Origin of the sequence: Nocardioides panaciterrulae, from assembly GCF_013409645.1 — a bacterium.
GTDB classification, from domain to species: domain Bacteria; phylum Actinomycetota; class Actinomycetes; order Propionibacteriales; family Nocardioidaceae; genus Nocardioides; species Nocardioides panaciterrulae.
Genome location: NZ_JACCBG010000001.1, coordinates 2,509,104 through 2,533,876, shown reverse-complemented (window position 1 = coordinate 2,533,876; position 24,773 = coordinate 2,509,104). Strand labels below are relative to the sequence as shown.

Below are 24,773 nucleotides of genomic sequence, written 5' to 3'. Positions count from 1 at the left end.
ATCACCGCACGCCCCGTGGGCGCCGCGCTGTCCGGACTGGCCCTCGCCGCGGTCGTGGGGATCATCCCCGCCACCTCTGCCCAGGCGCAGCCCAACAAGCCCAGCATCGACAACGTCCAGGCCCGGGTCGACACCCTCTACCACCAGGCCGAGCAGGCCTCGGAGCGGTACAACGACGCCAAGCTCCAGCTGCAGGACATCCGCAAGGACCTGGCCTCGCTGAAGTCCGACCAGAAGCGCCAGGACGATCGGCTCTCGGCCGTCCAGCAGCAGGTCCAGGACTCCGTCGTACGCCAGTACGAGGGCCAGAGCATCGGCGCGGTCGGCCAGGTCGTCGTCTCCAAGGACCCGAGCCAGTTCCTGGCCCAGCTCTCGACCATGTCGGCGTTCAACGACCTGCAGGGCCAGCTCTTCGAGGACTACTCGACGCAGGTGAGGGCCCTGCAGATCCGCAGCTCCGCGACGCAGAAGCGGGCCGCGCAGCTCGCCGACGTCGAGCACCAGCTCGCCCAGGAGAAGTCGACCGTCGACGAGAAGCTCGCCGAGGCGCGTTCGCTGCTCGGCAAGCTCAAGGCCCAGCAGCGCGAGCGGATGGTCTCCCGCAGCAGCACCGTGCGCACCCCGGTCGCCACGACCTCCGTCCCCGCCTCCGGACGGGCGGGTGCCGCGGTCAGCTTCGCGATGGCGCAGGTCGGTGAGGCCTACGTCTACGGCGCCGCCGGGCCGAGCGCCTGGGACTGCTCGGGCCTGACCATGGTGGCGTGGGCGCAGGCCGGCGTCTCGCTGCCGCACTCCTCCAGCGCCCAGTACAGCTCGGGCCCGCATGTCTCGGAGAGCGAGCTGCAGCCGGGCGACCTGGTCTTCTACTACCAGCCGATCAGCCACGTCGGCATGTACATCGGCAACGGCATGATCGTGAACGCCGAGAACCCCAGCGTCGGTGTGAAGGTGACCAGCCTGCACTCCATGCCGTACGTCGGTGCGGTCCGTCCTGGCTGATCCCGCTCGCGCGAAGGCCGGTCGCCCACGCTGGTGGGTGGCCGGCCTTTCGCTGTCCGTGCTGGTCGTGGTCGGCCTGGTGGCCTGGGCCGTGCTCGACCGGCAGCCCTACGTGGCGCAACCGAGCCGGCACGAGGCGGCCCGGGCGCAGCCGGCGGCCGCCGCGGACGCCCTCCACCGGCTGGAGCGAGCAGTGGACCGCGGGCACCCCGCGGCGGCGCGCGCGCTCGCCCCGACGGGCGACCAGGCCGCCGCCCGGCTGCTGGGCGGCGTCGTCGCCAACGCCCGCCGGCTGCACGTCGAGGACTTCACGCTGCGCTACGTCGACGAGGAGGGCGGCGTCGCCCCGGGCGGCGGCTGGTCGGCCTCGGTGGCGGCCACCTGGCGGTTCGCCGGATTCGATCGCACGCCCGCGCACGCGGAGACCACCGTGCGGTTCGTGGCGCACGGACCGGAGGTGACGATCGCCGGCGTCGGTGGCGGCGACCACCGCACGCCGCTGTGGCTCAGCGGCCCCGTCCAGGTGCGCCGCAGCCCGGCCACCCTCGTGCTCGTGGCCGGTCCCGCCGGCGAGGCCGACGCCTACGCCCGCCGGGCCCGCACCGCGCTCACGGTCGTGCGCCGCGTGCTGCCCCGGTGGCGGTCCGGGCTCGTGGTCGAGGTGCCGGCCTCCGCGCAGGCGCTGGACCGCACGCTCGACGCGGACCCCGGGCAGTACGCCAACATCGCCGCCGTCACCGCCACGGTCGACGGCTCGACCCGGACCGACGCCCCCGTCCACGTCTTCGTGAACCCGGCGGTGTTCGGTGAGCTGCGGCCGCAGGGGGCCCAGGTGGTGATGAGCCACGAGGCCGTGCACGTGGCCACCGGCGCCGCCACCAGCGCCATGCCGCTCTGGCTGGTCGAGGGGTTCGCCGACTACGTCGCGCTGCGCGACGTCGACCTGCCGCTGCGGACCACCGCCGGTGGCATCATCCGCCAGGTGCGCCGCCACGGCCCACCCGAGCACCTCCCGGGCGCCGCCGAGTTCGACACGACCACGACGCACCTGGGCGCGACCTACGAGAGCGCCTGGCTCGCCTGCCGCCTGGTCGCCCGGACCGCGGGGCAGGCGGCGCTGGTCCGGCTCTACGACGACGTCCGGGCGGGCGACCCGCTCGGTCGGGCGCTGCGTGCCGACACCGGCCTGACGACCGCGGACCTCACCCACCGGTGGCGGACCCTGCTGTCAGACTTGGCGTCGTGACCGCCACCGCCACGAGGACCTCGCTGGTCGTCCTCCTCGTAGGAGTGGTGCTGATGGTCGGCCTCGCCGCCTGGCTGGTGCCGTGGCACCCGGTGCCGGGCGGCACCCCGCCGCCGGCGCCCGCCGACTCCGTGTTCAGCGCCGCGCAGGTCCGCGAGGCCGAGGCGTTCTCGCGCTGGGCCCGGGTCTGGAGCTGGAGCTCCCTGGCGGTCGGGCTGCTGGTGGCCTGTTGGCTCGGCTTCAGCCGGTACGGCGCCGCGCTCGTCGCGCGGCTGCCCGGCCCGTGGTGGCTGCAGGCCGTGCTGGCCGTCGCCGCGCTCGCGGTGATCGGCCGGGTGATCACGCTCCCGTTCGCCGTGCTGCTGCGCCGACTGGTCCGCGAGCACGGGCTGAGCCACCAGTCCTGGACCGGCTTCGCGGCCGACATGGCCCGCAGCGAGGCGGTCGCGATCGTCACCACCTCGATCGGCGTGGTGGTCCTGCTCGCCTGTGCCCGGCGTTGGCCCACGGCCTGGCCGGCGGTCGCCGGCGGCCTGCTCGCGGCGCTGGTGCTGCTCGGGTCGTTCGTCTACCCGGTGGTCGTCGAGCCGCTCTTCAACGACTTCACGCCGCTGCCGGTGGGCGAGCTGCGCAGCGAGATCCTGCACCTCGCGGCGGTCGAGCACGTGCGCGTCGACGACGTGCTGGTGGCCGACGCCTCCCGGCGCACGACCACGCTGAACGCCTACGTCTCGGGCTTCGGCAGCACCCGCCGGGTCGTGGTGTACGACAACCTGGTCAACGACCTGCCGCCGCGCGAGGCGCTCTCGGTGGTGGCCCACGAGCTCGCCCACGCCCGCCACCAGGACCCGCTGATCGGCGCGCTGATCGGCGCCGCGGGGTCACTGGCGGCGGTGGGGCTGCTCGGCCTGCTGGTCTCGGCGGGACCGTGGCGCCGCGACGTCGGCGACCCCCGGGTGGTGCCGCTGCTGCTCGCCCTGGTCGCGGTCGGCACGCTGCTCGCCAGCCCGGGGGTGAACCTGGTCAGCCGGAAGATCGAGACCCGGGCCGACGTGGATGCGCTCGAGGCCACGCACGACGCCGGCGCCTTCATCGACATGCAGCGCGAGCTGTCCGTGCGCGCCCTGGCCGACCCCGTGCCGCCGGCGCTGTCGCAGCTGTGGTTCGGCAGTCACCCGACGGCCCTGACCCGGATCGCGATCGCCCGCCAGCTCGAGCGGCGCGGCGACGCGGCGGCCGACCCGCCCTCCGCCGGCGGGTGATCGGCCGGGCGGCCCGCGAGCCGCCCGGTGGTGCGGGTCAGCTGTAGAGGGCCGCGACCTCGTCGCGGAACTCCCGCATCACCACGCTGCGCTTGAGCTTCAGGCTGGGGGTGAGCTGGCCGTCCTCCTCGGTCCAGTCCTCCGAGAGGATCCGGAACTTGCGGATCGACTCCGCCTTGGACACCGCCTTGTTCGCCTCGTCGACCGCCGCCTGGATCTCCTGGCGCAGGTCCGGGTCGTCCACCAGGTCCTTGATCGAGCCGCTCTTGTGGTGGGCCTCCTGCCAGGCGGGCAGGGACTCGGGGTCGAGGGTCACCAGGGCCGCGATGAACGGCTGCCCGTCCCCGACGACCATGCACTGGCTCACCAGCGGGTGCGCCCGGAGCCGGTCCTCGAGGACGGCCGGGGCGACGTTCTTGCCCCCCGCGGTCACGAGGATCTCCTTCTTGCGCCCGGTGATCCGGACGAAGCCCTCCTCGTCGACCTCGCCGACGTCGCCGGTGTGGAACCAGCCGTCCCCGAGGAACGCCTCGGCGGTGGCCTCGTCGTTGTGCCAGTAGCCGTGGAAGACCTGGCCGCCCTGGAACAGCAGCTCCCCGTCCTCCGCCACGCGGACGGTGGTGCCGGGCAACGGCCGGCCCACCGTGCCGATCTTGACCGCGTCGGGGAGGTTGACGGTGAGCGCGGCGGTGGTCTCGGTGAGGCCGTAGCCCTCGAGCACGGTCAGGCCGATGCCACGGTAGAAGTGGCCGAGCCGGTCGCCCAGCGGCGCGCCCCCGGACACGGCGTACTGGCAGTGGCCGCCGAGCGCCTCGCGGAGCCGGCTGTAGACCAGCCGGGAGAAGACCGCGTGGCGCGCCCGGAGCAGCAGCGAGTGGCGGCCCCGGTCCTGCCCGCGGGACCAGGCGATCGCGGTCTCGGCGGCGAGGTCGAAGATGCGCCCGCGGCCGTCGGCGGTCGCCTTCTGCGAGGCGGTGTTGAAGACCTTCTCGAAGACCCTCGGCACGGCCAGGATGAACGTCGGCCGGAAGGCCTGCAGGTCGTCGAGCAGGTTCTTGATGTCCGCGCTGTGCCCGAGACGGGTGCGCGACTTGACCGCGCCGACCTGGATGATCCGGGCGAAGACGTGCGCCAGCGGCAGGAACAGCAGGGTCGAGGCGTCCTCGGTGGTGAACAGCCGCTCCAGCTCGTCCACGGCCACGCCCAGCTCGAACATGAAGTTGCCGTGGGTGAGCATGCAGCCCTTGGGGCGGCCGGTGGTGCCCGAGGTGTAGATCAGCGTGGCCAGGTCCTCCGGGCCGGCGGTGCGCCGCCGCTCCTCGAGCACCTCGTCGCCGATGTCGGCGCCGAGCCGGCTCAGCACGTCGACCGCGTTGTCGGTGATCGACCAGACGTGGTTGAGCTGGTCGAGGTCCCGGCGAGCCTCGACGACCCGGGCCATGTGGTCGGGGGTCTCGGCGACGACCGCGCGGGCCGCCGAGTCACGGAGGATCCACTCGATCTGCTCGGCCGAGGAGGTCTCGTAGACCGGGACGGTCACCGCGCCGGCGAACCAGATGGCGTAGTCGAGCAGCGTCCACTCGTAGCGGGTCCGCGAGATCAGTGCGACCCGGTCGCCGGCCTCGATCCCGGCGGCGAGGAGCCCCTTGGCCACCGCGCTCACCTCGGTCAGGAACGTCGCCGCGGTGACGTCCTCCCAACGGCCGCCACGGCGACGGTTGAACACGACCGCGTCGGGGGCCTCCTGGGCGTTGGTCACCACGTCGTCGGTGAGGTTCGCCGTGCGTGGGACCTCGATCGTCAGGGGCGTGGAGAACTCACGCACGGATGCCTCCTCAAGGCGTGGGTCGACCTCCGTCGCTGGCGACGGTGGGGTGCTGCGCTGGGGGAACGAGGGTCGTCGGGTGAGGTTACCGCCGCGTCACCCACCCCAGGTATCCGGTACTCTCCGGCCCATGGCAGAGCAGACGACGTCCTCGATCGACATCGAGGCCGGTCCCGCCGAGGTCATGGGCGTGATCGCCGACTTCGAGGCCTACCCGCAGTGGGCCAAGGGCGTCACCACCGCCGACATCGTCTCCTCCTACGACTCCGGTGGGGCGGCCGGTCGCGCCCGCGAGGTCTTCTTCGAGCTCGACGTCTCGCCGATCCGCGACGAGTACACCCTGTCCTACGACTGGCAGGGCGACCTCGCGGTCACCTGGACCCTCGTCGAGGGCAAGATGCTGCGCGCGCTGGACGGCGCCTACCTCCTGCGCGAGCGCGACAGCGGCGTCACCGAGGTCACCTACCAGCTGGCCCTCGACGTCTCGATCCCGCTGATCGGGATGCTGAAGCGCAAGGGGGAGAAGATCCTCATCGACACCGCGCTCAGGGGCCTGAAGAAGCGCGTCGAGTCGTTGGCCTGAACCGGCCGCGACCACCCCACCGTGCGCATCCTCCTGTTCACCGGCAAGGGTGGCGTCGGCAAGTCGACGGTGGCCGCCGGGACCGCCGCGCTGGCCGCCTCCCGGGGGCTGCGGACGCTGGTGCTGTCCACCGACCCGGCACATTCCCTGGCCGACGCGTTCGGGGTGCGGGTGGGGCCCGACCCGACCCCCGTGGCCGACCACCTCTTCGTCCAGCAGGTCGACGCCCAGCTCCGCTTCGAGCAGTCCTGGGCCGACGTCCAGCGCTACCTCCTGTCGGTGCTCGACGTCGCGGGCGTCGACCCGGTCGCCGCCGAGGAGCTGACCGTGATCCCCGGCGCGGAGGAGGTGCTCGCGCTGCTGGAGCTGCGGTTGCACGCGCTCTCCGGCGCCTGGGACGTCGTCGTGGTCGACTGCGCGCCCACCGGCGAGACGCTCCGGCTGCTGGCGCTGCCCGAGGCGCTCGGCTGGTACATGCGACGGGTGTTGCCGGTCCAGCGCGGCCTGGTCAAGGCGCTGCGCCCGGTGCTGTCCCGGGCCGCCGGCGTGCCGATGCCCGGGGACAGCGTGTTCGACGCGGTCGAGCGCCTGCACGCCGAGCTCGACGAGGTCCACGCCCTGCTCTCGGGTCCGGACGCCGGCGTACGCCTGGTGCTGACGCCGGAGAGCGTCGTGCTCGCCGAGGCCCGCCGCTCCTACACGACGCTCTCGCTGTTCGGCTACCGGGTGGACGGCGTGGTCGCCAACCGGGTCTTCCCGGCCGGGGGCGAGGACCCGTGGCGCGCGGGCTGGGTCGCGGCCCAGGCCGCGGTGCTGGCCGAGGCGGCCCAGTCGTTCCCGGGTCTGCCGCTGTGGCGGTCGGTCTATCGACCCGGGGAGCCGGTGGGCGTGGGCGCGCTGGCCGACCTGGCCCGCGAGCTGTACGGCGCGGACGACCCCTTCGCGCGTCCCGCCACCGCCGGCCCGTTCCGTGTGACCCGGGGCGCCCGCGGGGTGGTGCTGCGACTGGCGCTGCCGAACATCACGCGCGCCGAGGTCGACCTGGCCCGCCGAGGCGACGACCTGGTCGTGACCGTCGGGTCGTATCGTCGTCTCCTCACCCTGCCCGCCGGGCTGGTGCGCCACCGCGTGGCCGGGGCCCGGATGGAGGAGGGGGAGCTGCAGGTGAGGTTCGAAGAACCCTCGGCGCCGGAACCGACGACACCGGACACGGACAACATGGGGTCAGGAGCGGGATCGTGAGTGAGTCAGGAGGTCCCGGGACGGGCCCGTCGGGCGGCCCTGGGCCGGACGACCGGGTCGGAAGCGTGTCCGAGGAGGCGCTGAAGCTGGTCGGGGCGCTGTCGGACTGGGCCCGCGAGCACGGCTCCGACCTCGGGACCGGGCTGTCCGGGCTGGCGGATCACGCGGCGGGGGCCGCCCACGGCGCGGACGAGCACCTGGCCACCGGGGCTCCGGAGTGCACCTGGTGCCCGGTGTGCCGGGTGGTGCACGTGGTCCGGCAGACGAGCCCCGAGGTGCGGGCCCACCTGGCCGTGGCAGCATCCTCCTTGCTGCAGGCCGCGGCCGGGCTGCTGGCGACGGCGGTGCCGGAGGACGCCGGGAGCAGGACGGCGGGGGTCGAGCACATCGATCTCGAGGACGAGCCCGCCGACGGCGACATCGGCGGGGACACTGACGGGGACATCGGCGGGGACATCGACGGGGACACTGACCGCGGGCACTGGCCCGGGGAGGACGAGGAATGACGCTGGCCTGTGGGATTGACGTCGGCGGCACCAAGATCGCCGGCGGCGTGGTGGACGAGGACGGGAAGGTCCTCGAGGAGATGCGGGTCGAGTCGCCGGCGAGCGACGCCGCGGCCATCGAGGAGGCCATCGCCGGCCTGGTGAGCGAGCTGCGCTCGCGCCACGACATCGAGACCGTCGGGGTCGGCGCCGCGGGCTACGTGGACAAGGCGCGCGCGGTGGTGCTCTTCGCGCCGAACGTCGCCTGGCGCAACGAGGACCTCAAGGGCGAGCTCGAGCAGCGGGTGGGCCTGCCCGTCGTGATCGAGAACGACGCCAACGCGGCTGCGTGGGGCGAGTTCCGCTACGGCGCCGCGCACGACGCCCAGGATCTCCTGCTGGTGACGGTCGGGACCGGGGTCGGCGGCGGGCTGGTGCTCGACGGTGAGGTCTACCGCGGGGCGAACGGTGTCGGTGCGGAGATCGGCCACATGCGCGTGGTGCCCAACGGGATCCTGTGCGGCTGCGGCAAGCACGGCTGTTTCGAGCAGTACGCCTCCGGGTCGGCGCTGGTGCGCGAGGCCCGGGCGCTCGCGCTGAGTGGCGCGATGATCGCCGAGGGGATGCTCGCGCGGGCGGGGGGCGAGCTGAACAGGATCACCGGTCCGCTGATCACCGAGGCGGCGCAGGCCGGCGACGCCGGCGCGCTCCAGCAGCTCGCCGAGCTCGGTCGCTGGCTGGGCGAGGGGATCGCGTCGTTGACCGAGATCCTCGACCCGGAGGTCGTGGTGATCGGCGGCGGCGTGAGCGAGGCCGACGACCTGCTGCTCGAGCCGACCCGGACCGCCTTCGCGGCCCAGCTCGTCGGTCGCGGGTTCCGGCCGATCCCCGAGATCCGGAAGGCGCGGCTGGGCAACCACGCCGGCCTGATCGGCGCGGCCGACCTCTCCCGCCGCTAGGACCGGGGCTCCGGGCGTGGCTCTGTTCATCGGCGTCGACATCGGCGGCACCAAGGTGCTGGCCACCGCGGTCTCGTCCTCGGGGCGGGTGCTGCGCACGGCGCGGCGCACCACGCCGGGCCGGCGGGTGGAGGCCCGGCTGGTCGAGGACGCGCTGACCGAGGCGGTCGAGGAGATCGCGGGCAGCCGCCGGGTCCGCGCCATCGGGATCGCGGCCGCCGGGTTCGTCGACGCGCAGGGCGAACGGGTGCGGTTCGCCCCGCACCTGCCCTGGCGTGACGAGGGCGTGCGCGCCCGGCTCTCCGAGCGCTGGAGCGCGCCGGTGGTGCTCGACAACGACGCCAACTGCGCGGCCCGCGCGGAGCTGACGTACGGCGCGGTCGGTGCCGCGGGGGACGCGCTCGTCGTGACGATGGGCACCGGCATCGGCGGCGCGCTGGTCCTCGAGGGCGCGGTGCACCGCGGCTACAACGGGATGGCGGGGGAGTTCGGGCACATGCAGGTCGTCCCCGACGGCCGCCCCTGCGAGTGCGGGGGCAACGGTTGCTGGGAGCAGTACTCCAGCGGCAACGCCCTGGTCCGCCTGACCCGGGACCGGCTCGGTCGCGAGCCCAGCCTGCTGGACGCCACGGCCGGCGACCCGGAGCGGATCACCGGGCCGATGGTGACCGAGGCGGCCGCCGCCGGCGACCCGGTCGCCCTGGCGGCGTTCGCGTCGGTCGGCGAGTGGCTGGGCATCGGGTTGGCGAACCTGGTCGCGGCGTTCGACCCGGAGATCGTGGTCGTCGGGGGCGGGCTGTCCGGTGCCGGCGACCTGCTGCTCGAGCCGGCGCGGGTGGCGATGCGCGCGTCGCTGGTCGGCGCCGCGCACCGCACGGTGCCGCCGGTGGTCCGGGCCGCGCTCGGTCCGGAGGCGGGCGCCATCGGCGCCGCGGACCTGGCCCGGCAGACCTTCAGGCTCGGCGGTAGTCGGGCACGAGCTCGACTGCGAGCTGCTCGAGGAACAGCCCCACGTCGGTGACGATGCCGCGGGCCTGCGAGGAGCCGCGGTCGGCGAGCTTGGTCACGGTGGCGGGGTTGATGTCCACGCACACCAGCGGGATCGAGGCCGGCAGGATGTTGCCGGTCGCGACCGAGTGCAGCATGGTCGCCACCATCAGGCAGAAGCCGACGTCGGTGAGGTGGCTGCGCATGGCGCGCTGCCCCTCGAGCACGTCGGTGTAGACGTCGGGCAGCGGGCCGTCGTCACGCACCGAGCCGACCAGCACGAACTCCTTGTCGTGGGTCACCAGCGCGTGCATGATCCCGCCGGTGAGGACGCCGTTCTCGACCGCCTTCGCGATCGACCCCTCCTTGCGGATGGTGTTCAACGCGCGGATGTGGTGCTCGTGGCCGTGCTCGACGCCGCTGCCCATCGCCAGGTCGATGCCGAGGCTGGTGCCGTAGAGGGCGGCCTCGATGTCGTGGGTGGCCAGCGCGTTGCCGGCGAACAGCACGTCGACGTACCCCGCGTTGACCATCGCCACCATCGCCGGCGCCGCGCCGGTGTGCACGACGCCGGGCCCGCCGACCCACAGGACCCTCTTCCCGGCGGCCTTCGCCTCACGCATGCCCTCGGCGACCTGGCGCACCAGCACCGCCTGCGGCTTCTCCGAGGAGACCTCGGACTCCATGAAGCCGAAGGTCCCGGCCGCCTTCGCCGGCCGGGGGATGCTGACCTGGACACCCGAGGCGCCGCAGACCACCTGCATGCCGGCGCGGACGTCGGACATGGGCAGCGTGAAGACCCGGTGGGGCGCGCCGTGCTCGTTGCGTTCGAGGACGAGGCCGCAGTCCATCTCGGGGTTGCCGACGTTGAGCCAGCGGCCGTCGATGCGGACCCGGGTGTCGAGGTTGGTGCTGGAGTAGAACCCGTCGGGGAACACCCCGTCCATCGTCGCGGCGGCCACCTCGGCCTCGCCGGGGTCGACCATGTTCACGCCGCGGGTCTGCAGGCGCATGAGCAGCCGCTGCAGGCCCTCCTCGTCCTCGGTGGTCACCGTGATGACCGCGTGGGACGCGTCGTCGGTCTCGCGGCCGACGTCGAAGCGGTCGATGGTGTAGTCACCGCCGTACTCGCGGATGTCGTCCAGGACTCGCGACAGGATGCCCTGGTCCATCAGGTGGCCGGTGATCTCGACGGTCTCGCTCTCACTCACGGGCCCGAGCCTAACGCCGAGTCGGCGCATGTTGACGGGTCCGGGTGTCAACGAACGCCGACTCGGCGTGCCCTGGGTGTCAACGAGCGCCGACTCGGCGTGCTCTGGGTGTCAACGAGCGCCGACTCGGCGGGCCCTGGGGCGTGGCCCGCCCGCGGCCGTTAGAGGCGGGCGCCGTCGTCGCCGGGGTCGCGCGGACCCCGCGGCATCTGGAAGACGAGGTAGACGAAGCCGCCGACGAACCCGATCACCATGGCGGCGCCGAGCCAGGTCGGCAGCGTCACGCGCAGCAGCAGCGCGAGCACCAGCATCACCGGCGCGCCGAGCACGCCGGCCCACGCGGCGTACCGGTCCGGCGTGGTGTGCGGCAGGGGAGGCGGGGTGGGCGGGACGAACCGCTCGTCGTCCTGCGCCGGGGGATCGAGCGTGGAGGCCGTCGCTGCCCACTCGGGGGCGGCCGCCACCTCCTCGGGGGCCAGCTCGACCCGGTCGCCGTAGTTCTCGACGATGGTGCGCCACACCTCGTCCTCGCTGTCGCGCTGCACGGGTCGAGGGTAGGTGGTCCCGGCGGTCGGGACCAGTGTCCGTCCCCCAGATGAGCCTTCTGGGTGAGGAACCGTGACGCGTGGGTCAGGACGCGGTCACCCGGGCGATGAAGTCGGCGCTCTCCTCGAAGATCCTCGGCGCGTCGTTGTCCAAGGTGGCCACGTGGTAGCTGTCGGTCAGGATCCGCTCCTCCTTCTCGCGCGAGCCGACCGCGTCGAGCACGGTGGCGCTGCTGGAGGGGTCGATGACGTGGTCAACGGCCGAACGGAAGTAGAGCAGCGGCTGGGTGACCCTCGACAGCTCCGGGACCAGCACCCGCCACATCTTCACGACCTCGTGCAGCCCGCGCAGGGGGAGCCGGGGGTAGCCGACCTCGTCCTGCCCGGGCTTCTTGATGTCGTTGACGACGCCCTTGGTGGCCGGCACCAGCCGCTTCATCACCGGCAGCGCGACCAGCTCCTTGCGGGTGCTGGACACGAACGGGTTCACCAGCACCAGGCCGGCCACGTCGGCCCCCCGCTGCTCGGCGAGCCGCAGGGCGATCGAGCCGCCCATCGACAGCGCCCCGACCACGACCGCCTCGGTGGTCGCGTGCAGCCGGTCGAGCGCGGCCTCGGCCTCGGCGTACCAGTCGGTCCAGGCGACCGTGTTCAGGTCCTGCCACCGGGTCGCGTGGCCGGGGAGCAGCGGCAGCTCCACCGCGTACCCGCGCTCGTTGAGGTAGCGCGCCCACGGCGCCATCGACGCCGGCGAGCCGCTGAACCCGTGCAGGAGCAGCACGCCCAGCGGCCGGTCACCGGTGAGCTCGGGCCGGGCCGGGAGCGAGAGCGGCGCGGCCGCGGGCGGGGTGCTCATGCGGCGCATTGTGCCGCAGCGGCGACGCGGACGCCGGCGTGTCGGGAAGACCGGGTCCAGGGACTAGGCTTCGCTCGTCGCAGCTGGGTCGGCCGGTGCACCCCGGCCAGCAGGGATCGGGGAGGGTCACGGTGTTCTACTGGTTCCTGAAGTGGATCGCGCTCGGCCCCTGGCTGAAGCTGGTCTTCCGGCCCAAGCTCGAGGGCGAGGAGAACGTCCCCGCGACGGGGCCGGCGATCCTGGCCAGCAACCACCTCTCGTACGCCGACTGGCTGTTCATGCCGCTGCGGCTGCCGCGCCGGGTGACGTTCGTGGCCAAGGCCGAGTACTTCACCGGCAAGGGGGTCAAGGGCTGGCTCCAGCGACTGTTCTTCGGCGGCTCCGGCCAGGTCCCGATCGACCGGACCAGCGGCTCGGCCGCCGAGGGCGCGCTGTCGGCCGCCAAGCGGATCCTCGCCGAGGGCAACCTCTTCGGCATCTATCCCGAGGGCACCCGCTCCCACGACGGCCGGCTCTACCGTGGCAAGACCGGCGTGGCCCGGCTGGCGCTGGAGTCCAAGGTCCCGGTCATCCCGGTCGCCGTGGTCGGCACCGACGTGGTCGCGCCGCCCGGCAAGAAGTTCGGCCAGTTCACCCGGCCGTTGGTCCGGTTCGGCAAGCCGCTGGACTTCTCCCGCTACGAGGGCATGGAGAACGACCGCTACATCCTGCGGTCGATCACCGACGAGATCATGTACGAGATCATGCGCCTCTCCGGGCAGGAGTACGTCGACGTGTACGCCAGCCGGGCGAAGGAGGAGGCCAAGCGGGCCGAGAAGGAGCCCCCCGAGGGCCCCGGCGACCCCGGCGACCCCGTCGACGAACACAGGAAGGCGTCCTGACCCGAGCGTCGGGGCCGGCCGCCCTCGCCGTCGAGGACCGGCTCCTCCGGGCCCTGGCGGTGCTGCGCGCGGTCGTGCTGGCCAACGCGCTGGTCCTCGACGTCCGCCGTCTCGACGACGCGGCGCACCCACGGGGGCTGGCGGGCTGCCTGCTGCTGCTCGTGGCCTGGACCGCCCTCGCCACCTGGGGGTACGCCGTCCCGGGGCGCCGGACGCCGACGCTGCTGGTGGCCGACCTGCTGGTCGCGGCCGGGCTGCTGCTGGTCTCGCCGGTCGTGCTGGGCGGCGAGCTGGACGCCACCGTCCCGGGCTTCTGGGTGATGGCGCCGCTGCTGGCCTGGGCGATCCACTGGAGGTGGAGCGGCGGGCTGGTCGCGGGCGTGGTCCTCTCGGCGTGCGACCTGGCCGTCCGTGACCACTTCACGCAGGCCAACTACGGCAACGTCTTCCTGCTGCTGGTCGGCGGCCCGGTCGTCGGGCTGATGTCGGCGTCCGTGCAGCAGATGGCCGAGCAGCGCGACGTGGCCGAGCGGAACGCCGCCGCGGCCGCGGAGCGCGCACGGCTGGCCCGGGCCGTGCACGACGGCGTGCTGCAGGTGCTGGCGCTGGTGCAGCGCCGCGGCGCCGAGCTGGGCGGCGAGGGCGCCGAGCTGGGTCGGCTCGCCGGTGAGCAGGAGGCGGCGCTGCGCGCGCTGATCCGCCGGCAGGACAGCCTGGGCACCTCGCCGGCCGCAGGTCCGGGCGCCGATCCTGTCGCCGGGCCGGTCGACCTCGCCGAGGACCTGGCCCGGCTCGAGTCCACGCGCCGGGTCACCGTCGCGGTGCCCGGCTCGCCCGTGCCCGTGCCGGTCCGGGTGGCCCGCGAGCTGGTCGCCGTGGTCGAGGCGTGCCTGGACAACGTGGCCCGCCACGTCGGACCGGCCGCCCCCGCGTGGGTGCTGATCGAGGCGCTGCCCGGTGAGGTGACGGTCTCGGTCCGCGACGAGGGGCCGGGCATCCCCGCGGGCCGGCTCGACCGGGCCGAGCGCGAGGGCCGGCTCGGCGTGACGGAGTCGATCCGCGGCCGAGTCGCCGACCTCGGCGGCACGGCGACGCTCAGCACCGGCCCGTGGGGCACCGAGTGGGAGCTGGTCGTGCCGGTCGAGGGGTGAGCGCGGCCCGCCGTACCCTCGCTGCGTGACGATCCACAGCGAGCACCCGTTCCTCGACCCCGATCCCGACCCGGTACGCCGGTTCCGCGGCCGGCTCGGTGGCGCCGTGACGCTGTGGACCGCGGCCGACGCGCGGGGGCGGGCGGGCCTGACCGTCTCCTCCCTGATGGTCGCCGCCGGCGAGCCCGCGCGGGTGCTGGCTCTGCTCGACCCCGACTCCGACCTCGCCGAGACCCTCCAGCGCAGCGAGCGGGCCGTGGTGTCGCTGCTGACGTGGGAGCAGCGCGGGCTCGCCGATGCGTTCGCCGGGGTCGCGCCGGCCCCGGGCGGGGCGTTCCGGATGGCGGAGTTCGAGGACACCGCCTGGGGGCCGCGCCTGGTGACGGACGGCTCGTGGGCCGGGGTCGTGCTCGAGTCGACGACCGAGGTGGGCTGGTCGGCCCTGGTCAGCTGCACGGTCGAGCACGTGGAGATCGGTGCCGACGAAGCGGCACTGGTGCACCGCCGCGGTCGCTACGCTCGCGCCGAGCGATAGCCGGGCCGAGGAAGCACGACGGCAGGCGGGACGGCACGCGGGACGGTGGGAGGGGGAGCGGTGGCCGAGGCGGCCGAACGGATCCGGGTGATGGTCGTCGACGACCACCCGCTGTGGCGCGACGCCGTCGAGCGCGACCTGGCCAGCGCCGGCTACGACGTGGTCGCGGTCGCCGGCACCGGTGAGCAGGCGCTGACCCGCGCCGCGGCGACCCGGCCGGCGCTCGTCGTCCTGGACCTGCAGATCCCACCGCCGTCGGGCGTCCAGGTGACCGCTGAGCTGCTCCGGGGGGACCCCTCGGCGCGGGTGCTCGTGCTCTCGGCCTCGGGCGAGCAGGCCGACGTCCTCGCCGCGGTGAAGGCGGGCGCGACCGGCTACCTGGTGAAGTCCGCGTCGCGGGAGGAGCTGGTCGAGGCCGTACGCCGGGTCGCGGCCGGCGACACCGTGTTCACCCCGGGGCTCGCCGGACTGGTGCTCGGGGAGTTCCGCCGGCTGGCCGCCGGCGGGCCGGAGCCCGTGTCCGGCCAGGACGAGGAGGGGCAGGACGGGGGGCGGCCGCGGCTGACCGAGCGCGAGACCGAGGTGCTGCGGATGGTGGCCAAGGGCTCGTCGTACAAGCAGATCGCCGAGCGGCTCGTGCTGTCGCACCGGACGGTGCAGAACCACGTGCAGAACACGCTGCGCAAGCTCCAGCTGCACAACCGGGTCGAGCTGACCCGCTGGGCGATCGAGCAGGGCATCGACGATGCCGACTGACCCGCCCCGGCGGCCGGCCCCGGAGGGGCGACCGTGACCGACCCGCTGCTGGAGGTGGCCGACGAGCTGTACGGGCTCGCGATGGCCGACTTCACCCCCGCCCGCGACGCCCGCGCCAAGGAGCTGAAGAAGGACGACCCCGAGCTGTCGGCGCGGATCAAGCGGCTGCGCAAGCCCTCGGTGGCGGCCTGGGCGGTCAACCTGCTGGTGCGGCGGGAGGCCGACCAGGTCGGCCAGGTGCTCGAGGTGGGCTCGGCGCTGCGCGACGCGGCGGCCAACCTGGCCGGCGACGAGCTGCGCGCGCTCACCCGGCAGCGGCGCCAGCTCACCGCGGCCGTGACTACCCGGGCCCGCGCCGTCGCGGCCGAGAGCGGCCAGCGGCTCACCCAGGCCGTCGCGGACCAGGTCGAGGCGACGCTGACCGCCGCGATCCTCGACCAGGGGTGCAGCGAGGCGGTGCGCAGCGGCCTGCTGGTCACCGCGCTGGCCGCCACCGGGGTGGACGAGGTCGACCTCGGGTCGGCCGTCGCCGCGCCGGAGGCACTGGGCTTCACCGCCACCCGCCGGGAGGCGGCCCCGGCGCCCCGCCCCGAGCTGCGGGTCGTGCCCGACCCCGACGCCGACGCCAAGGCCCTCGCCGCGGCGCGCGAGGAGCTGGCCGGGGCGGAGGAGGAGCTGGCGGGGGCGAGCGGGGCGCTCGACGACGCCACCGCTCGGGTCCACGACCTCGAGGCGCGCAACCTGCAGGTGCAGGGCGAGATCGACGAGCTGCGCCGCCGGCTGGCCGAGCTGGAGGAGCAGGCCGAGGAGGTCGACGAGGAGCTCGAGGGCGCCGAGGAGGCCCGCGCCGAGGCCGAGGAGCTGGTGCTCGAGGCCCGTCGGACCCGCGACGCGGCCGCCGAGGCGGTCGCCCGGCTGGGGGTCGAGGGCTAGTCGGCCCGCCCGGCCGGTTCGAAGCGGCGGTCCAGGCGCCACGCGTGGCGCAGCTGGTCGGTGGAGGACCACACCCCGGCGCCGAGGCCGGCGAGGAAGGCGGCGCCGAGCGGGGCGGTCTCGAGGACGGTCGGGCGCTCGACCGGGACGCCGACCCGGTCGGCCAGGAGCTGGCAGCGCAGGTCGTCGGCCGCCGCGGCGCCGTCCACCCGCAGCGCGGTGGGCGGCGGGATGGCCGCTAGCAGGTCGCGGACCTCGGACGCGATCGCCTCGGGGGTCATCCCGCAGCCGGGGAGCGCACCCTCGAGCGCGTAGGTCAGCTCGCCGTCGGGGGAGCGCCACCCGGCGGTGGGCAGCAGTCCGCCCCGGGCTCGCGGCAGGGTGGTGCCGACGGTGGTGAGCACGGCCGCCCCGGGGGCGTAGCCGCACCTGGCGTCACCCTCGTCGAAGCAGGCCTGGCCGAACAGCGCCGCCTGCTGATCGCCGGCGAGCCCCGCGATCGGCAGCGACAGGTCGAGGAACGAGCGACGGTCGGTCGTGGTGACCTCGCCCCAGCTCGGCACCAGGTCCGGCAGCGCGTCCCGGGGCACCCCGAACAGCGAGCACAGCTCGTCGGACCAGTCGCCGGACCCCAGGTCGAGCAGCAGGGTCCGGCAGGCGTTCGACACGTCGGTGACGTGGTAGGTGCCGCGGGTCATCCGGGTGACCAGGTAGGAGTCGACGGTGCCGACGGCGTACCGCCCGGACTCCACCAGCGCCCAGGTGTGCGGCTCGTGCTCGGCGATCCAGGCGAGCTTGGTGCCGGAGCAGGACGGGTCGAGCCCCAGGCCGGTCAGCTCGGCGAGGCGGTCCTCGTGGCCCGCGGCGCGCAGGCGGTCGCAGACCTGGGCGGTACGACGGTCCTGCCACCCGATCGCCGGCCGGGGTGACCCGAGGGTCTCCCGGTCCCACAGCAGGATCGTGCCGCGCCGGCCGGTGACGCCGACCGCCTCGAGCGTGGCGCGGTCGACCCGGCCGAGCACCGCCCGGACGGCGCCGAGCGTGGCCTGCCAGAGCTGCTCCGGCGCGTGCTCGACCCAGCCGGAGGCGGGGGAGTGGCGGGCCAGCTCCTGGTGGCCGGTGGCGACGACGCGGCCGTCGCGCTCGACCACGACCGCGGTGACGCCGGTGGTGCCGGCGTCGATCGCCAGGACGCTCACGAGCCCGCCGCGCCACCCCGCACGATCTGCAGGATCTGCCGGTCGACCCAGGAGAGGTCCGGCGCGACCCGCATCTCGTAGTTCTCGGTGCCGACCCAGGCGTGGAAGTCGCGGTGCCCACCGGCGTGGGCGAACTCCTCGAACTCCTGCTCCAGCTCTGGGGTGACCGGGACCTTCTCCTCCTCGGTGGAGGCGGTCAGGTAGAGGTCGTTGAGGTCCAGCAGCCGGCCCAGCTCGGCCACCGGGTCGCCGCCGCACGGGGTGGCGTCGTCCACGCGCAGGTCGACCGCGATGTCGTCGAGCCCGCCGTACCCGGCCCCCTCCTCGACCACCAGCAGGGCTGCCGACTGCCGCCCGCGCCGGTCGCCGCCGGCCGCGTCGCCGGCGGCGAGGGCCGCGAGGAGCCGGCGGGCCAGCGGCGTGTCGGCGCCGGACTCGTGCCAGGCGCGCTCCATCGCGAGCACCACGTCCTCGCCGGTGAGGATGTTGCCCTGGATCGCGAAGCCGTCGCCGGTGATGCTGCCGGCCCAGTCCAGGCACTCGTGCCCGGTGTGCGAGGCGGCGTTGCCGTCCATGTCGACGATGCCGACCTGCCGGTGCTCGCGCCCTGTGTCCTCCTCGAGGAGCCGCTGCAGCGCGACGTCGGCGGTGGCGCCGTCGTCGAGGTGGGCCAGGGCCAGGCCCTTGAAGGCCACGTTGGCGTCGGCCTGCGTGGCGATGGCGCCGACGCCGGCGACCGCGGCGGGCACCGCGGACCCCACGGCCAGGAACTTGGAGGCGACGGCCACGCCCCAGGACTCTCCGTCGGCGGAGCGGGCCACGATCGAGAACGTCATGGCGCGACCCTAGTGGGGGGCCGGTCGCTGCGTGAGACCACTGGCCCGCGCGTGACCGGGACCACTAGAGTCGTCGACTGCCGTTGTGAACGATCCAACCCAGGAGTTGTCATGCGTGTCGGAGTGCTCACCGGAGGCGGGGACTGCCCCGGACTGAACGCCGTGATCCGGGCGGTGGTGCGCAAGGGGGTGCGCCAGCACGGCTTCGAGTTCCTCGGCTACCGCGACGGGTGGCGGGGGCCGCTCGAGGGCGTGACGATGGAGCTCGGCGTCGAGCAGTGCCGCGGGATCCTGCCGCGCGGCGGCACGATCCTGGGGTCCTCGCGCACCAACCCGTTCAAGATCGACGACGGCGTGCAGCGGATCAAGGACAACCTCGCCCGCGACGGCGTCGGGGCGCTGGTGGCCATCGGCGGCGAGGACACCCTCGGCGTGGCGACCAAGCTCGCCGACCTGGGCGTGAACGTGGTCGGGGTGCCGAAGACGATCGACAACGACCTGTCCGGCACCGACTTCACGTTCGGCTTCGACACCGCCGTCAACATCGCCACCGAGGCGATCGACCGGCTGCACACCACCGCCGAGTCCCACCACCGGGTGCTCGTGGTCGAGGTGATGGGCCGGCACGCCGGCTGGATCGCGCTGCACTCGGGCATCGCCGGCGGCGCCAGCGCCGTGCTGATCCCCGAGCAGCCCTTCGACATCAACGCGGTCTGCGAGCTCGTCGAGACCCGCTTCCGCAGCGAGTACGCCCCGATCATCGTGGTCTCCGAGGGCGCGATGCCCGCCGAGGGCGGCGACATGACCCTGCAGTCGGGGCAGAAGGACGAGTTCGGCCACGTCCGCCTCGGCGGCATCGGCGACCGGCTGGCCGGCGAGATCGAGAAGCGCACCGGCAAGGAGGCCCGCGCGGTCGTCCTCGGCCACGTGCAGCGCGGCGGCACGCCCACGGCGTTCGACCGGTGGCTGGCCACCCGGTTCGGGCTGCAGGCGATCGACGCCGTGGCCGACGGGGAGTTCGGCACGATGGTCGCGCTGCGCGGCACGAAGATCATCCGGGTTCCGCTGATCGAGGGCACCGGCGAGCTGAAGGTCGTCAGCCCCGAGGAGTACGCCGAGGCGGAGGTCTTCTTCGGCTAGGTCCTCCCCGGGCGGGTCCGGGCCGGGTGCGTGGCTGCGGCTCAGGGCCAGTGTGGGTCCAGCTGCTCGCGCAGCCCCAGCTCCAGGGCCCGGACCCGGGCCTGCTCACGGTCGCTGACCCCGAGCTTGGCGAAGATGTTCGTGATGTGGTTGCGTACGGTCTTGTCGCTGACCACGAGGTCGCGGGCGATCTGGGGGTTGGTGCGGCCGCGGGCGATCAGGCCGAGGATCTCGGTCTCCCGCTCGCTGAGCCCGCCGACCCGCGGGACCGTCGCGGGACCGGTCAGCATGCCGGCGAGCTGATCGGCGAGCTGCGGGCCGACCACCAGGCCGCCGTGCGCGGCCGCCCGCACCGCCCCGACGATCTCCTCCTGGTCGGCGCCCTTGACCAGGTAGCCGCGGGCGCCGGCCTCGAGCGCGGCCCGCAGCGCCACCTCGTCCTCGTACATCGTGAGGATCACGATCGCCCCGGCCCAGCCGCTGCCGCGCAGCGTGCGGGTGACCTCGACCCCGTTGCCGTCGGGCAGGTTGAGGTCGAGCAGCACCACGTCGGGCTGCGCCCGCGTCACCGCCTCGACGGCGGCGGCGGCGGTGGGAGCGGTGCCGCACAGCTCCACGCCCTCGGCGTCCTCGAGCGTCGCGACCAGGCCGCGCAGGTAGACCGGGTGGTCGTCCACCGCGAGCACCCGCAGCGGCCCGGGGTGGTCAGGCACGGGAGACCTCCGCCGACACCGGCAGCCGTGCGGTGACGGTGGTGCCGCACGCCTCGCTTCGTACGTCGAGGGTGCCGCCGACCGCCTCGGCCCGCTGGCGCATCGAGTCCAGGCCGGTGCCCTCGGGGCGCGGGCCGGCCCCGCCGCGTCCGTCGTCGGCGATCTCGAGCTGCAGGACGTCCCCGTGCACGGCGACGTCGACCCGCGTGGAGGTGGCGCCCGCGTGCCGGGCGACGTTGGTCATCGCCTCGGCGCCGATGTGCCAGGCGGCCACCTCGACCGCGGCCGACAGCGGCGGCAGCTCACCGGCGGTCACGCGGGTCCGGCAGCCGGCGCGGGCGTCGAAGGAGCGGGCCAGCTGCTCGAGCGATCCGACCAGCCCGACCTCGTCGAGCATCGGGGGCCGGAGCCCGTCGACGACCCGGCGGACGTCGGCGACCAGCGCGGTGACGTCGGCGCGGACGTCCGCGAGCAGGGCGGTGGCCCGGACGGGGTCCTGTTCGACCGCGCGGCCGGCCGACTCCACGCCGAGGGCGATGCCCGCCAGGGTGGGGCCGACCCCGTCGTGGATGTCGCGCCGCAGCCGGCGCCGTTCCTCCTCCACCGAGCGCACCAGGGCCTCGCGCGCCGTGCGCAGCTCGGCTGTCAGTGAGGCCGCGTGCAGCACCAGCCCGATCTGGCCGGCGGCCGCGCGCAGCAGCCGACGGTCCCGATGGTCGAAGGCCTGCGCCCGGCGCGCGGCGCGGAGCTCGCCGAGCGGGGTGCCGGCGTGCCGCACCGGGAACGACTCCACCGCTGATGAGGGGTCCCCGACGGCCACCACCGTGTGCTCCCCGGTGCCGGTGTGCAGCACCGCGGCGACGTGGGTCAGGCGCAGGGTCCCGGCCAGCGCCGCCACCAGGGACTCCAGCGCGTGGTCGTCGTCGACGTCCTCGAGGGACCGCGAGAGCCGGGCGGTGGCCGCCGCCGGGTCGTCCCGCTGGCCGTAGAGCAGCCAGTCCACGAACCGGTGCAGCCGGCCACCGACCAGCTCGATGACCAGGACGAGGAGCACGGCCTCGCCGATGATCTGCTCGTGGGTGCCGGAGTACTGCCGCAGCGGGGGCACCACCAGCGTCGCCGCGGCGACGGCGATGATCGCGAACAGCAGCGTGTAGACGACCCGGTGGAGCGACACCTCGAGGAGGCGGCGCACCGACCCGGCGGCCAGGTCCAGCATGGACGTCAGCCTGCCACCTGCGCGGGCCGCGCGGGGCGGTTCGGCTCAGGCCCGGCTGCTGCGGTTCCGGCCGAGCGCCATCACGGCCGCCGCGACGGCGAGCACCGCGAAGACCAGCGCCATGATCAGGAAGCCGAACCAGCCGAAGGCGCTGATGTAGTACCACGCGCCGCTGGTGGCGTGGGCGCCCGGCGCGGACAGGAAGAGCAGGCCGACGGCCACGACGGCGACGACGGACAGGACGCGGAACGGGTGGGTCTTGAGCATGACGGTCCTCCTGGGATCAGGATCCGGCACCGCGCCGGAGGCGTCCAGCGTGGCCGCAGGGCTGTCCCGGGCGCATGGGACAGCCGGTCCCGACCCGGTCCCGTCTCGTGGGGGACCGACGGTTCTGAGCGGCCGGCTGCCCGCGCGTACCCTTAACGGGTGAGCGCCATCCCCGACCTCGAGGCCCTGCACGCCCTCGGCCCGGCCCAGCAGCCGACCTACCCCGACGCGGGTGCGGTCGACGCTGCCGTCGCCCGGCTGCGCACGATGCCGCCGCTGGTCTTCGCCGGTGAGTGCGACGAGCTGAAGGAGAAGATCGCCGCGGTCACCCGCGGCGAGGCGTTCCTGCTCCAGGGCGGCGACTGCGCCGAGACGCTCGCGGGCGTGACGGCCGACAACGTGCGCAACAAGCTGCGGGTGCTGCTGCAGATGGCGGTCGTGCTGACCTACGCCGCCTCGGTCCCGGTCGTGAAGGTGGGCCGCCTGGCCGGCCAGTACGCCAAGCCGCGCTCCTCGGACCTCGAGACCCGCGACGGGGTGACGCTCCCGGCGTACCGCGGCGACGCCGTCAACGGCTTCGACTTCACCGCGGAGTCCCGGGTGCCGGACCCGCAGCGCCTGGTCGACGTCTACAACGCCTCCGCGGCGACGCTGAACCTGGTCCGCGCGTTCGTCACCGGCGGGTACGCCGACCTGCGCCAGGTGCACACCTGGAACACCGACTTCGTGCGCTCCTCCCCGGTGGGCCAGCAGTACGAGGCGATGGCCAACGAGATCGAGCGCGCCCTGACCTTCATGCAGGCCATCGGCGCCGACCCCGACGAGTTCCACCGCGTCGACTTCCACTCCAGCCACGAGGCGCTGGTGCTGGAGTACGAGCACGCGATGACCCGCATCGACTCGCGCACCGAGCAGCCGTACGACGTCTCCGGGCACTTCATGTGGATCGGGGAGCGGACCCGCCAGCTCGACAACGCCCACGTCGAGCTGCTCAGCCACATCCGCAACCCCATCGGGGTGAAGCTCGGGCCCACCACCACCCCCGACGACGCGCTGGCGCTGGCGGCGAAGCTGAACCCGGAGAACGAGCCCGGCCGACTGACGTTCATCACCCGCTTCGGGGCCGGGAAGATCCGTGACGGCCTGCCGCACCTGGTCGAGAAGGTGCAGGCCGCCGGCGTGCAGGTCGCGTGGGTGTGCGACCCGATGCACGGCAACACCTTCGAGGCCAGCTCGGGCTACAAGACCCGCCGGTTCGACGACGTGATCGAGGAGGTGCAGGGCTTCTTCGACGTGCACCGCGCGCTCGGCACCTGGCCGGGCGGGATCCACGTGGAGCTCACCGGCGACGACGTGACCGAGTGCGTCGGCGGCGGCGAGGACCTGACCGACCTCGACCTGGCCCACCGCTACGAGTCGGTCTGCGACCCGCGCCTGAACCGCGTGCAGTCGCTGGAGCTGGCGTTCCTCGTCGCCGAGATGCTCCGCAAGGCCTAGCTGTTCTGTCCGCCTAGCGCGGGCCCAGCTCGACCGGCGGCCGCAGCGCGATCCGCGGCCGCAGCTCGTCGAGCCGGGGCGAGATCGGCAGCACGTGCGGCATCGGCACCGGCGGGGGCGTGGGCGGCACCATCTGCGGCATCGGGACGGGTTGGGGCGGCTCCGGGAGGGGCGCAGGAGGCGGCACCGGCCGGGCGGGTTCGAGCTGCGGCGCCGGGCGGGCGGGCCGCTGGTGCGACGACGCGTGCGCCGCCGGCAGGGCACCGGGCGCCGCGCTGAGCAACGCCCCCACCAGCCCCGCGGCGATCGTGCCCCGGCGCATCCTGCGCATGACTCGATGCTAACGCCGCCGGGGCGTCGTGATAGTCAAGGTCCCGTGATCGACCTGCGCAGCGACACCCTGACCCGCCCGACCGACGAGATGCGCCAGGCGATGGCGCGTGCCGAGGTCGGGGACGACGTGTACGGCGAGGACCCGACCGTCGCCCGGCTCGAGGAGAAGGTCGCGGGGCTGCTCGGTCACGAGGCCGCGCTGTTCACCCCGACCGGGTCGATGGCCAACGTGCTGGCCGTGCGCACGCTGGTGGGGGTGGGCCAGGAGGTGCTGTGCGAGGCGAGCGCCCACATCGCGCGCGCCGAGCTCGGCGCGCACGGCGCCTACACCGGGCTGACCATGCGCACCTGGGTGCACCCGCGCGGCCAGGTCGACCTGGACATGATCCGCTCGATGCACGCCCCCGACATGGGGCCGTTCTTCGTGCGGACCGCGGCGATCTCGGTGGAGAACACCCACAACTTCGCCGGCGGCGCCGTGCTGGCGCTGTCGGACCTGCGCGACCTCCGCGAGCTCGCCACCGGTCTCGGGGTGGCCGTGCACATGGACGGCGCCCGGATCTGGAACGCCCACGTCGCCACCGGCGTCCCGCTCGCGGAGTACGGCGCCGTCGCCGACGTGATGGCCGTCTGCCTCTCCAAGGGCCTCGGCGCCCCGGTCGGCTCGCTCGTGGTCGGCAGCGCGGACGCGATCGCGGAGTCCCGGGTCTGGCGCAAGCGGATGGGCGGCGGCATGCGCCAGGTCGGCGTACTGGCCGCGGCCGGCCTGCACGCGCTCGACCACCACGTCGAGCGGCTCGCGGAGGACCACGCGCACGCCCGGCTGCTGGCGGAGGCGTGCGGCGTCGACCCGGCGTCGGTGGACACCAACATCGTCGTGGCGCCGCGGCCCGACGCCCCCGCGTTCGTGGCGCGCGCCCGCGAGGAGGGCGTCCTGGTCTCCGCCGTCGGTCCGACCACGGTCCGCCTGGTCACCCACCTCGACGTCAGCCGCGACGACGCGGAGAAGGCCGCCGCGGTGCTCGCCCGGCTCGGCTGACGCGCTCGGCTCGGTGGACCGCTCGGCTCGGCTGACACGCTCGGCGCGGGGGACCGCTCGGGGGATCCGGCCGC

The 24,773-nt window shown here is 74.3% G+C and carries 26 protein-coding genes; 16 read left to right on the top strand and 10 right to left on the bottom strand.

Features of this window, described 5'->3' with window-relative positions:
* Window positions 1–15: 15 nt before the first annotated feature.
* Genes BJZ21_RS12005 through BJZ21_RS11995 form a run of 3 tightly spaced genes read left to right on the top strand, consistent with a single transcriptional unit; the run spans window position 16 to window position 3,507 of the window.
* Window positions 16–999 carry a C40 family peptidase gene (locus tag BJZ21_RS12005; protein ID WP_343052110.1) on the top strand — a complete coding sequence of 328 codons (984 nt, stop codon included), beginning with the start codon at window positions 16–18 and terminating at the stop codon, window positions 997–999.
* Window positions 1,000–1,036: 37 nt separating this feature from the next.
* On the top strand, window positions 1,037–2,245 hold the full coding sequence (locus BJZ21_RS12000) for a hypothetical protein (RefSeq protein WP_179663962.1): 1,209 nt from the start codon (window positions 1,037–1,039) through the stop codon (window positions 2,243–2,245).
* The gene (locus BJZ21_RS11995) at window positions 2,242–3,507 is read left to right on the top strand and encodes a M48 family metalloprotease (RefSeq protein ID WP_343052109.1); all 1,266 of its coding nucleotides are present in this window, start codon (window positions 2,242–2,244) and stop codon (window positions 3,505–3,507) included. Before BJZ21_RS12000 ends, BJZ21_RS11995 begins: the two co-directional genes overlap by 4 nt.
* 37 nt (window positions 3,508–3,544) lie before the next feature.
* Here the strand turns inward: BJZ21_RS11995 and BJZ21_RS11990 are convergent, their stop codons facing one another.
* Complete coding sequence (locus tag BJZ21_RS11990; protein ID WP_179663961.1) at window positions 3,545–5,332, bottom strand: AMP-binding protein; 1,788 nt, start codon at window positions 5,330–5,332, stop codon at window positions 3,545–3,547.
* Window positions 5,333–5,462: 130 nt separating this feature from the next.
* On the opposite strand from BJZ21_RS11990, the gene BJZ21_RS11985 reads away from it, so the two are divergent.
* The 5 genes from BJZ21_RS11985 (at window position 5,463) to BJZ21_RS11965 (ending at window position 9,622) form a co-directional block, all read left to right on the top strand.
* A complete protein-coding gene (locus tag BJZ21_RS11985) occupies window positions 5,463–5,915 on the top strand; it encodes an SRPBCC family protein (RefSeq protein ID WP_179663960.1) in 453 nt (150 codons plus the stop codon).
* 21 nt (window positions 5,916–5,936) lie between these two features.
* Window positions 5,937–7,157, top strand: coding sequence for a TRC40/GET3/ArsA family transport-energizing ATPase (locus BJZ21_RS11980; RefSeq protein WP_179663959.1), 1,221 nt, complete (start codon window positions 5,937–5,939; stop codon window positions 7,155–7,157).
* A gap of 65 nt (window positions 7,158–7,222) precedes the next feature.
* A complete protein-coding gene (locus BJZ21_RS11975) occupies window positions 7,223–7,663 on the top strand; it encodes a hypothetical protein (RefSeq protein WP_179663958.1) in 441 nt (146 codons plus the stop codon).
* On the top strand, window positions 7,660–8,601 hold the full coding sequence (locus BJZ21_RS11970; protein ID WP_179663957.1) for an ROK family glucokinase: 942 nt from the start codon (window positions 7,660–7,662) through the stop codon (window positions 8,599–8,601). Before BJZ21_RS11975 ends, BJZ21_RS11970 begins: the two co-directional genes overlap by 4 nt.
* Before the next feature lie 16 nt (window positions 8,602–8,617).
* A complete protein-coding gene (locus BJZ21_RS11965) occupies window positions 8,618–9,622 on the top strand; it encodes an ROK family protein (protein ID WP_179663956.1) in 1,005 nt (334 codons plus the stop codon).
* Here BJZ21_RS11965 and BJZ21_RS11960 read toward each other — a convergent pair.
* The 3 genes from BJZ21_RS11960 to BJZ21_RS11950 form a co-directional block, all read right to left on the bottom strand.
* Window positions 9,555–10,799: an ornithine cyclodeaminase, nickel-pincer nucleotide-dependent gene (locus BJZ21_RS11960; RefSeq protein ID WP_179663955.1), complete on the bottom strand. Its 1,245-nt coding sequence runs from the start codon at window positions 10,797–10,799 to the stop codon at window positions 9,555–9,557. The genes BJZ21_RS11965 and BJZ21_RS11960 overlap by 68 nt on opposite strands.
* Window positions 10,800–10,960: 161 nt before the next feature.
* A complete protein-coding gene (locus tag BJZ21_RS11955; RefSeq protein WP_179663954.1) occupies window positions 10,961–11,344 on the bottom strand; it encodes a hypothetical protein in 384 nt (127 codons plus the stop codon).
* Between the two features lie 85 nt (window positions 11,345–11,429).
* Window positions 11,430–12,200 carry an alpha/beta hydrolase gene (locus BJZ21_RS11950; protein WP_179663953.1) on the bottom strand — a complete coding sequence of 257 codons (771 nt, stop codon included), beginning with the start codon at window positions 12,198–12,200 and terminating at the stop codon, window positions 11,430–11,432.
* A gap of 131 nt (window positions 12,201–12,331) precedes the next feature.
* Here BJZ21_RS11950 and BJZ21_RS11945 point away from each other — a divergent pair, with 131 nt between their 5' ends.
* From BJZ21_RS11945 to BJZ21_RS11925, 5 genes are all read left to right on the top strand, one after another.
* Window positions 12,332–13,081 (top strand): 1-acyl-sn-glycerol-3-phosphate acyltransferase, encoded by a 750-nt coding sequence (locus BJZ21_RS11945; protein ID WP_179663952.1) that lies wholly within the window; start codon window positions 12,332–12,334, stop codon window positions 13,079–13,081.
* Window positions 13,078–14,232: a MacS family sensor histidine kinase gene (macS, locus tag BJZ21_RS11940; protein WP_179665669.1), complete on the top strand. Its 1,155-nt coding sequence runs from the start codon at window positions 13,078–13,080 to the stop codon at window positions 14,230–14,232. The genes BJZ21_RS11945 and macS overlap by 4 nt, the downstream gene beginning before the upstream one ends.
* A 25-nt stretch (window positions 14,233–14,257) precedes the next feature.
* Entirely contained in the window at window positions 14,258–14,767 is a 510-nt protein-coding gene (locus tag BJZ21_RS11935; RefSeq protein WP_179663951.1) for a flavin reductase, read from the top strand.
* Between the two features lie 90 nt (window positions 14,768–14,857).
* A complete protein-coding gene (locus BJZ21_RS11930) occupies window positions 14,858–15,523 on the top strand; it encodes a response regulator (protein WP_179665668.1) in 666 nt (221 codons plus the stop codon).
* A 33-nt stretch (window positions 15,524–15,556) separates the two neighbouring features.
* Window positions 15,557–16,456 carry a hypothetical protein gene (locus tag BJZ21_RS11925; RefSeq protein WP_343052108.1) on the top strand — a complete coding sequence of 300 codons (900 nt, stop codon included), beginning with the start codon at window positions 15,557–15,559 and terminating at the stop codon, window positions 16,454–16,456.
* Here the strand turns inward: BJZ21_RS11925 and BJZ21_RS11920 are convergent.
* Both BJZ21_RS11920 and BJZ21_RS11915 read right to left on the bottom strand, forming a co-directional pair.
* Entirely contained in the window at window positions 16,453–17,655 is a 1,203-nt protein-coding gene (locus BJZ21_RS11920) for an FGGY family carbohydrate kinase (RefSeq protein ID WP_179663950.1), read from the bottom strand. The genes BJZ21_RS11925 and BJZ21_RS11920 overlap by 4 nt on opposite strands.
* The gene (locus BJZ21_RS11915) at window positions 17,652–18,491 is read right to left on the bottom strand and encodes a DUF1028 domain-containing protein (RefSeq protein WP_179663949.1); all 840 of its coding nucleotides are present in this window, start codon (window positions 18,489–18,491) and stop codon (window positions 17,652–17,654) included. Before BJZ21_RS11915 ends, BJZ21_RS11920 begins: the two co-directional genes overlap by 4 nt.
* Window positions 18,492–18,602: 111 nt before the next feature.
* Here BJZ21_RS11915 and BJZ21_RS11910 point away from each other — a divergent pair, with 111 nt between their 5' ends.
* Window positions 18,603–19,631: a 6-phosphofructokinase gene (locus BJZ21_RS11910; protein WP_179663948.1), complete on the top strand. Its 1,029-nt coding sequence runs from the start codon at window positions 18,603–18,605 to the stop codon at window positions 19,629–19,631.
* A 41-nt stretch (window positions 19,632–19,672) separates the two neighbouring features.
* On the opposite strand, the gene BJZ21_RS11905 is transcribed toward BJZ21_RS11910, so the two are convergent.
* The 3 genes from BJZ21_RS11905 to BJZ21_RS11895 are packed head-to-tail and all read right to left on the bottom strand — an operon-like array spanning window position 19,673 to window position 21,830.
* Window positions 19,673–20,344 (bottom strand): response regulator, encoded by a 672-nt coding sequence (locus BJZ21_RS11905; protein WP_179663947.1) that lies wholly within the window; start codon window positions 20,342–20,344, stop codon window positions 19,673–19,675.
* Window positions 20,337–21,563 carry a sensor histidine kinase gene (locus BJZ21_RS11900; protein WP_179663946.1) on the bottom strand — a complete coding sequence of 409 codons (1,227 nt, stop codon included), beginning with the start codon at window positions 21,561–21,563 and terminating at the stop codon, window positions 20,337–20,339. The genes BJZ21_RS11905 and BJZ21_RS11900 overlap by 8 nt, the downstream gene beginning before the upstream one ends.
* Before the next feature lie 45 nt (window positions 21,564–21,608).
* On the bottom strand, window positions 21,609–21,830 hold the full coding sequence (locus BJZ21_RS11895; RefSeq protein WP_179663945.1) for a hypothetical protein: 222 nt from the start codon (window positions 21,828–21,830) through the stop codon (window positions 21,609–21,611).
* Between the two features lie 159 nt (window positions 21,831–21,989).
* On the opposite strand from BJZ21_RS11895, the gene BJZ21_RS11890 reads away from it, so the two are divergent.
* Window positions 21,990–23,327, top strand: a complete 1,338-nt coding sequence (locus BJZ21_RS11890; protein WP_179663944.1) for a class II 3-deoxy-7-phosphoheptulonate synthase — start codon at window positions 21,990–21,992, stop codon at window positions 23,325–23,327.
* Between the two features lie 13 nt (window positions 23,328–23,340).
* On the opposite strand, the gene BJZ21_RS11885 is transcribed toward BJZ21_RS11890, so the two are convergent.
* On the bottom strand, window positions 23,341–23,658 hold the full coding sequence (locus tag BJZ21_RS11885) for a hypothetical protein (protein ID WP_179663943.1): 318 nt from the start codon (window positions 23,656–23,658) through the stop codon (window positions 23,341–23,343).
* Between the two features lie 45 nt (window positions 23,659–23,703).
* Between BJZ21_RS11885 and BJZ21_RS11880 the strand changes: the two genes are divergently transcribed.
* Window positions 23,704–24,699: a GntG family PLP-dependent aldolase gene (locus BJZ21_RS11880; protein WP_179663942.1), complete on the top strand. Its 996-nt coding sequence runs from the start codon at window positions 23,704–23,706 to the stop codon at window positions 24,697–24,699.
* Window positions 24,700–24,773: the final 74 nt, after the last annotated feature.

Coding starts and splice junctions, on each gene's coding strand:
- BJZ21_RS11970 (WP_179663957.1), top strand. CDS start 7,660: ATGACGCTGGCCTGTGGGATTGACGTCGGCGGCACCAAGATCGCCGGC.
- BJZ21_RS11930 (WP_179665668.1), top strand. CDS start 14,858: ATGGTCGTCGACGACCACCCGCTGTGGCGCGACGCCGTCGAGCGCGAC.
- BJZ21_RS11895 (WP_179663945.1), bottom strand. CDS start 21,830: ATGCTCAAGACCCACCCGTTCCGCGTCCTGTCCGTCGTCGCCGTCGTG.
- BJZ21_RS11900 (WP_179663946.1), bottom strand. CDS start 21,563: ATGCTGGACCTGGCCGCCGGGTCGGTGCGCCGCCTCCTCGAGGTGTCG.
- BJZ21_RS11915 (WP_179663949.1), bottom strand. CDS start 18,491: ATGACGTTCTCGATCGTGGCCCGCTCCGCCGACGGAGAGTCCTGGGGC.
- BJZ21_RS11950 (WP_179663953.1), bottom strand. CDS start 12,200: ATGAGCACCCCGCCCGCGGCCGCGCCGCTCTCGCTCCCGGCCCGGCCC.
- BJZ21_RS11910 (WP_179663948.1), top strand. CDS start 18,603: ATGCGTGTCGGAGTGCTCACCGGAGGCGGGGACTGCCCCGGACTGAAC.
- BJZ21_RS11885 (WP_179663943.1), bottom strand. CDS start 23,658: ATGCGCAGGATGCGCCGGGGCACGATCGCCGCGGGGCTGGTGGGGGCG.
- BJZ21_RS11985 (WP_179663960.1), top strand. CDS start 5,463: ATGGCAGAGCAGACGACGTCCTCGATCGACATCGAGGCCGGTCCCGCC.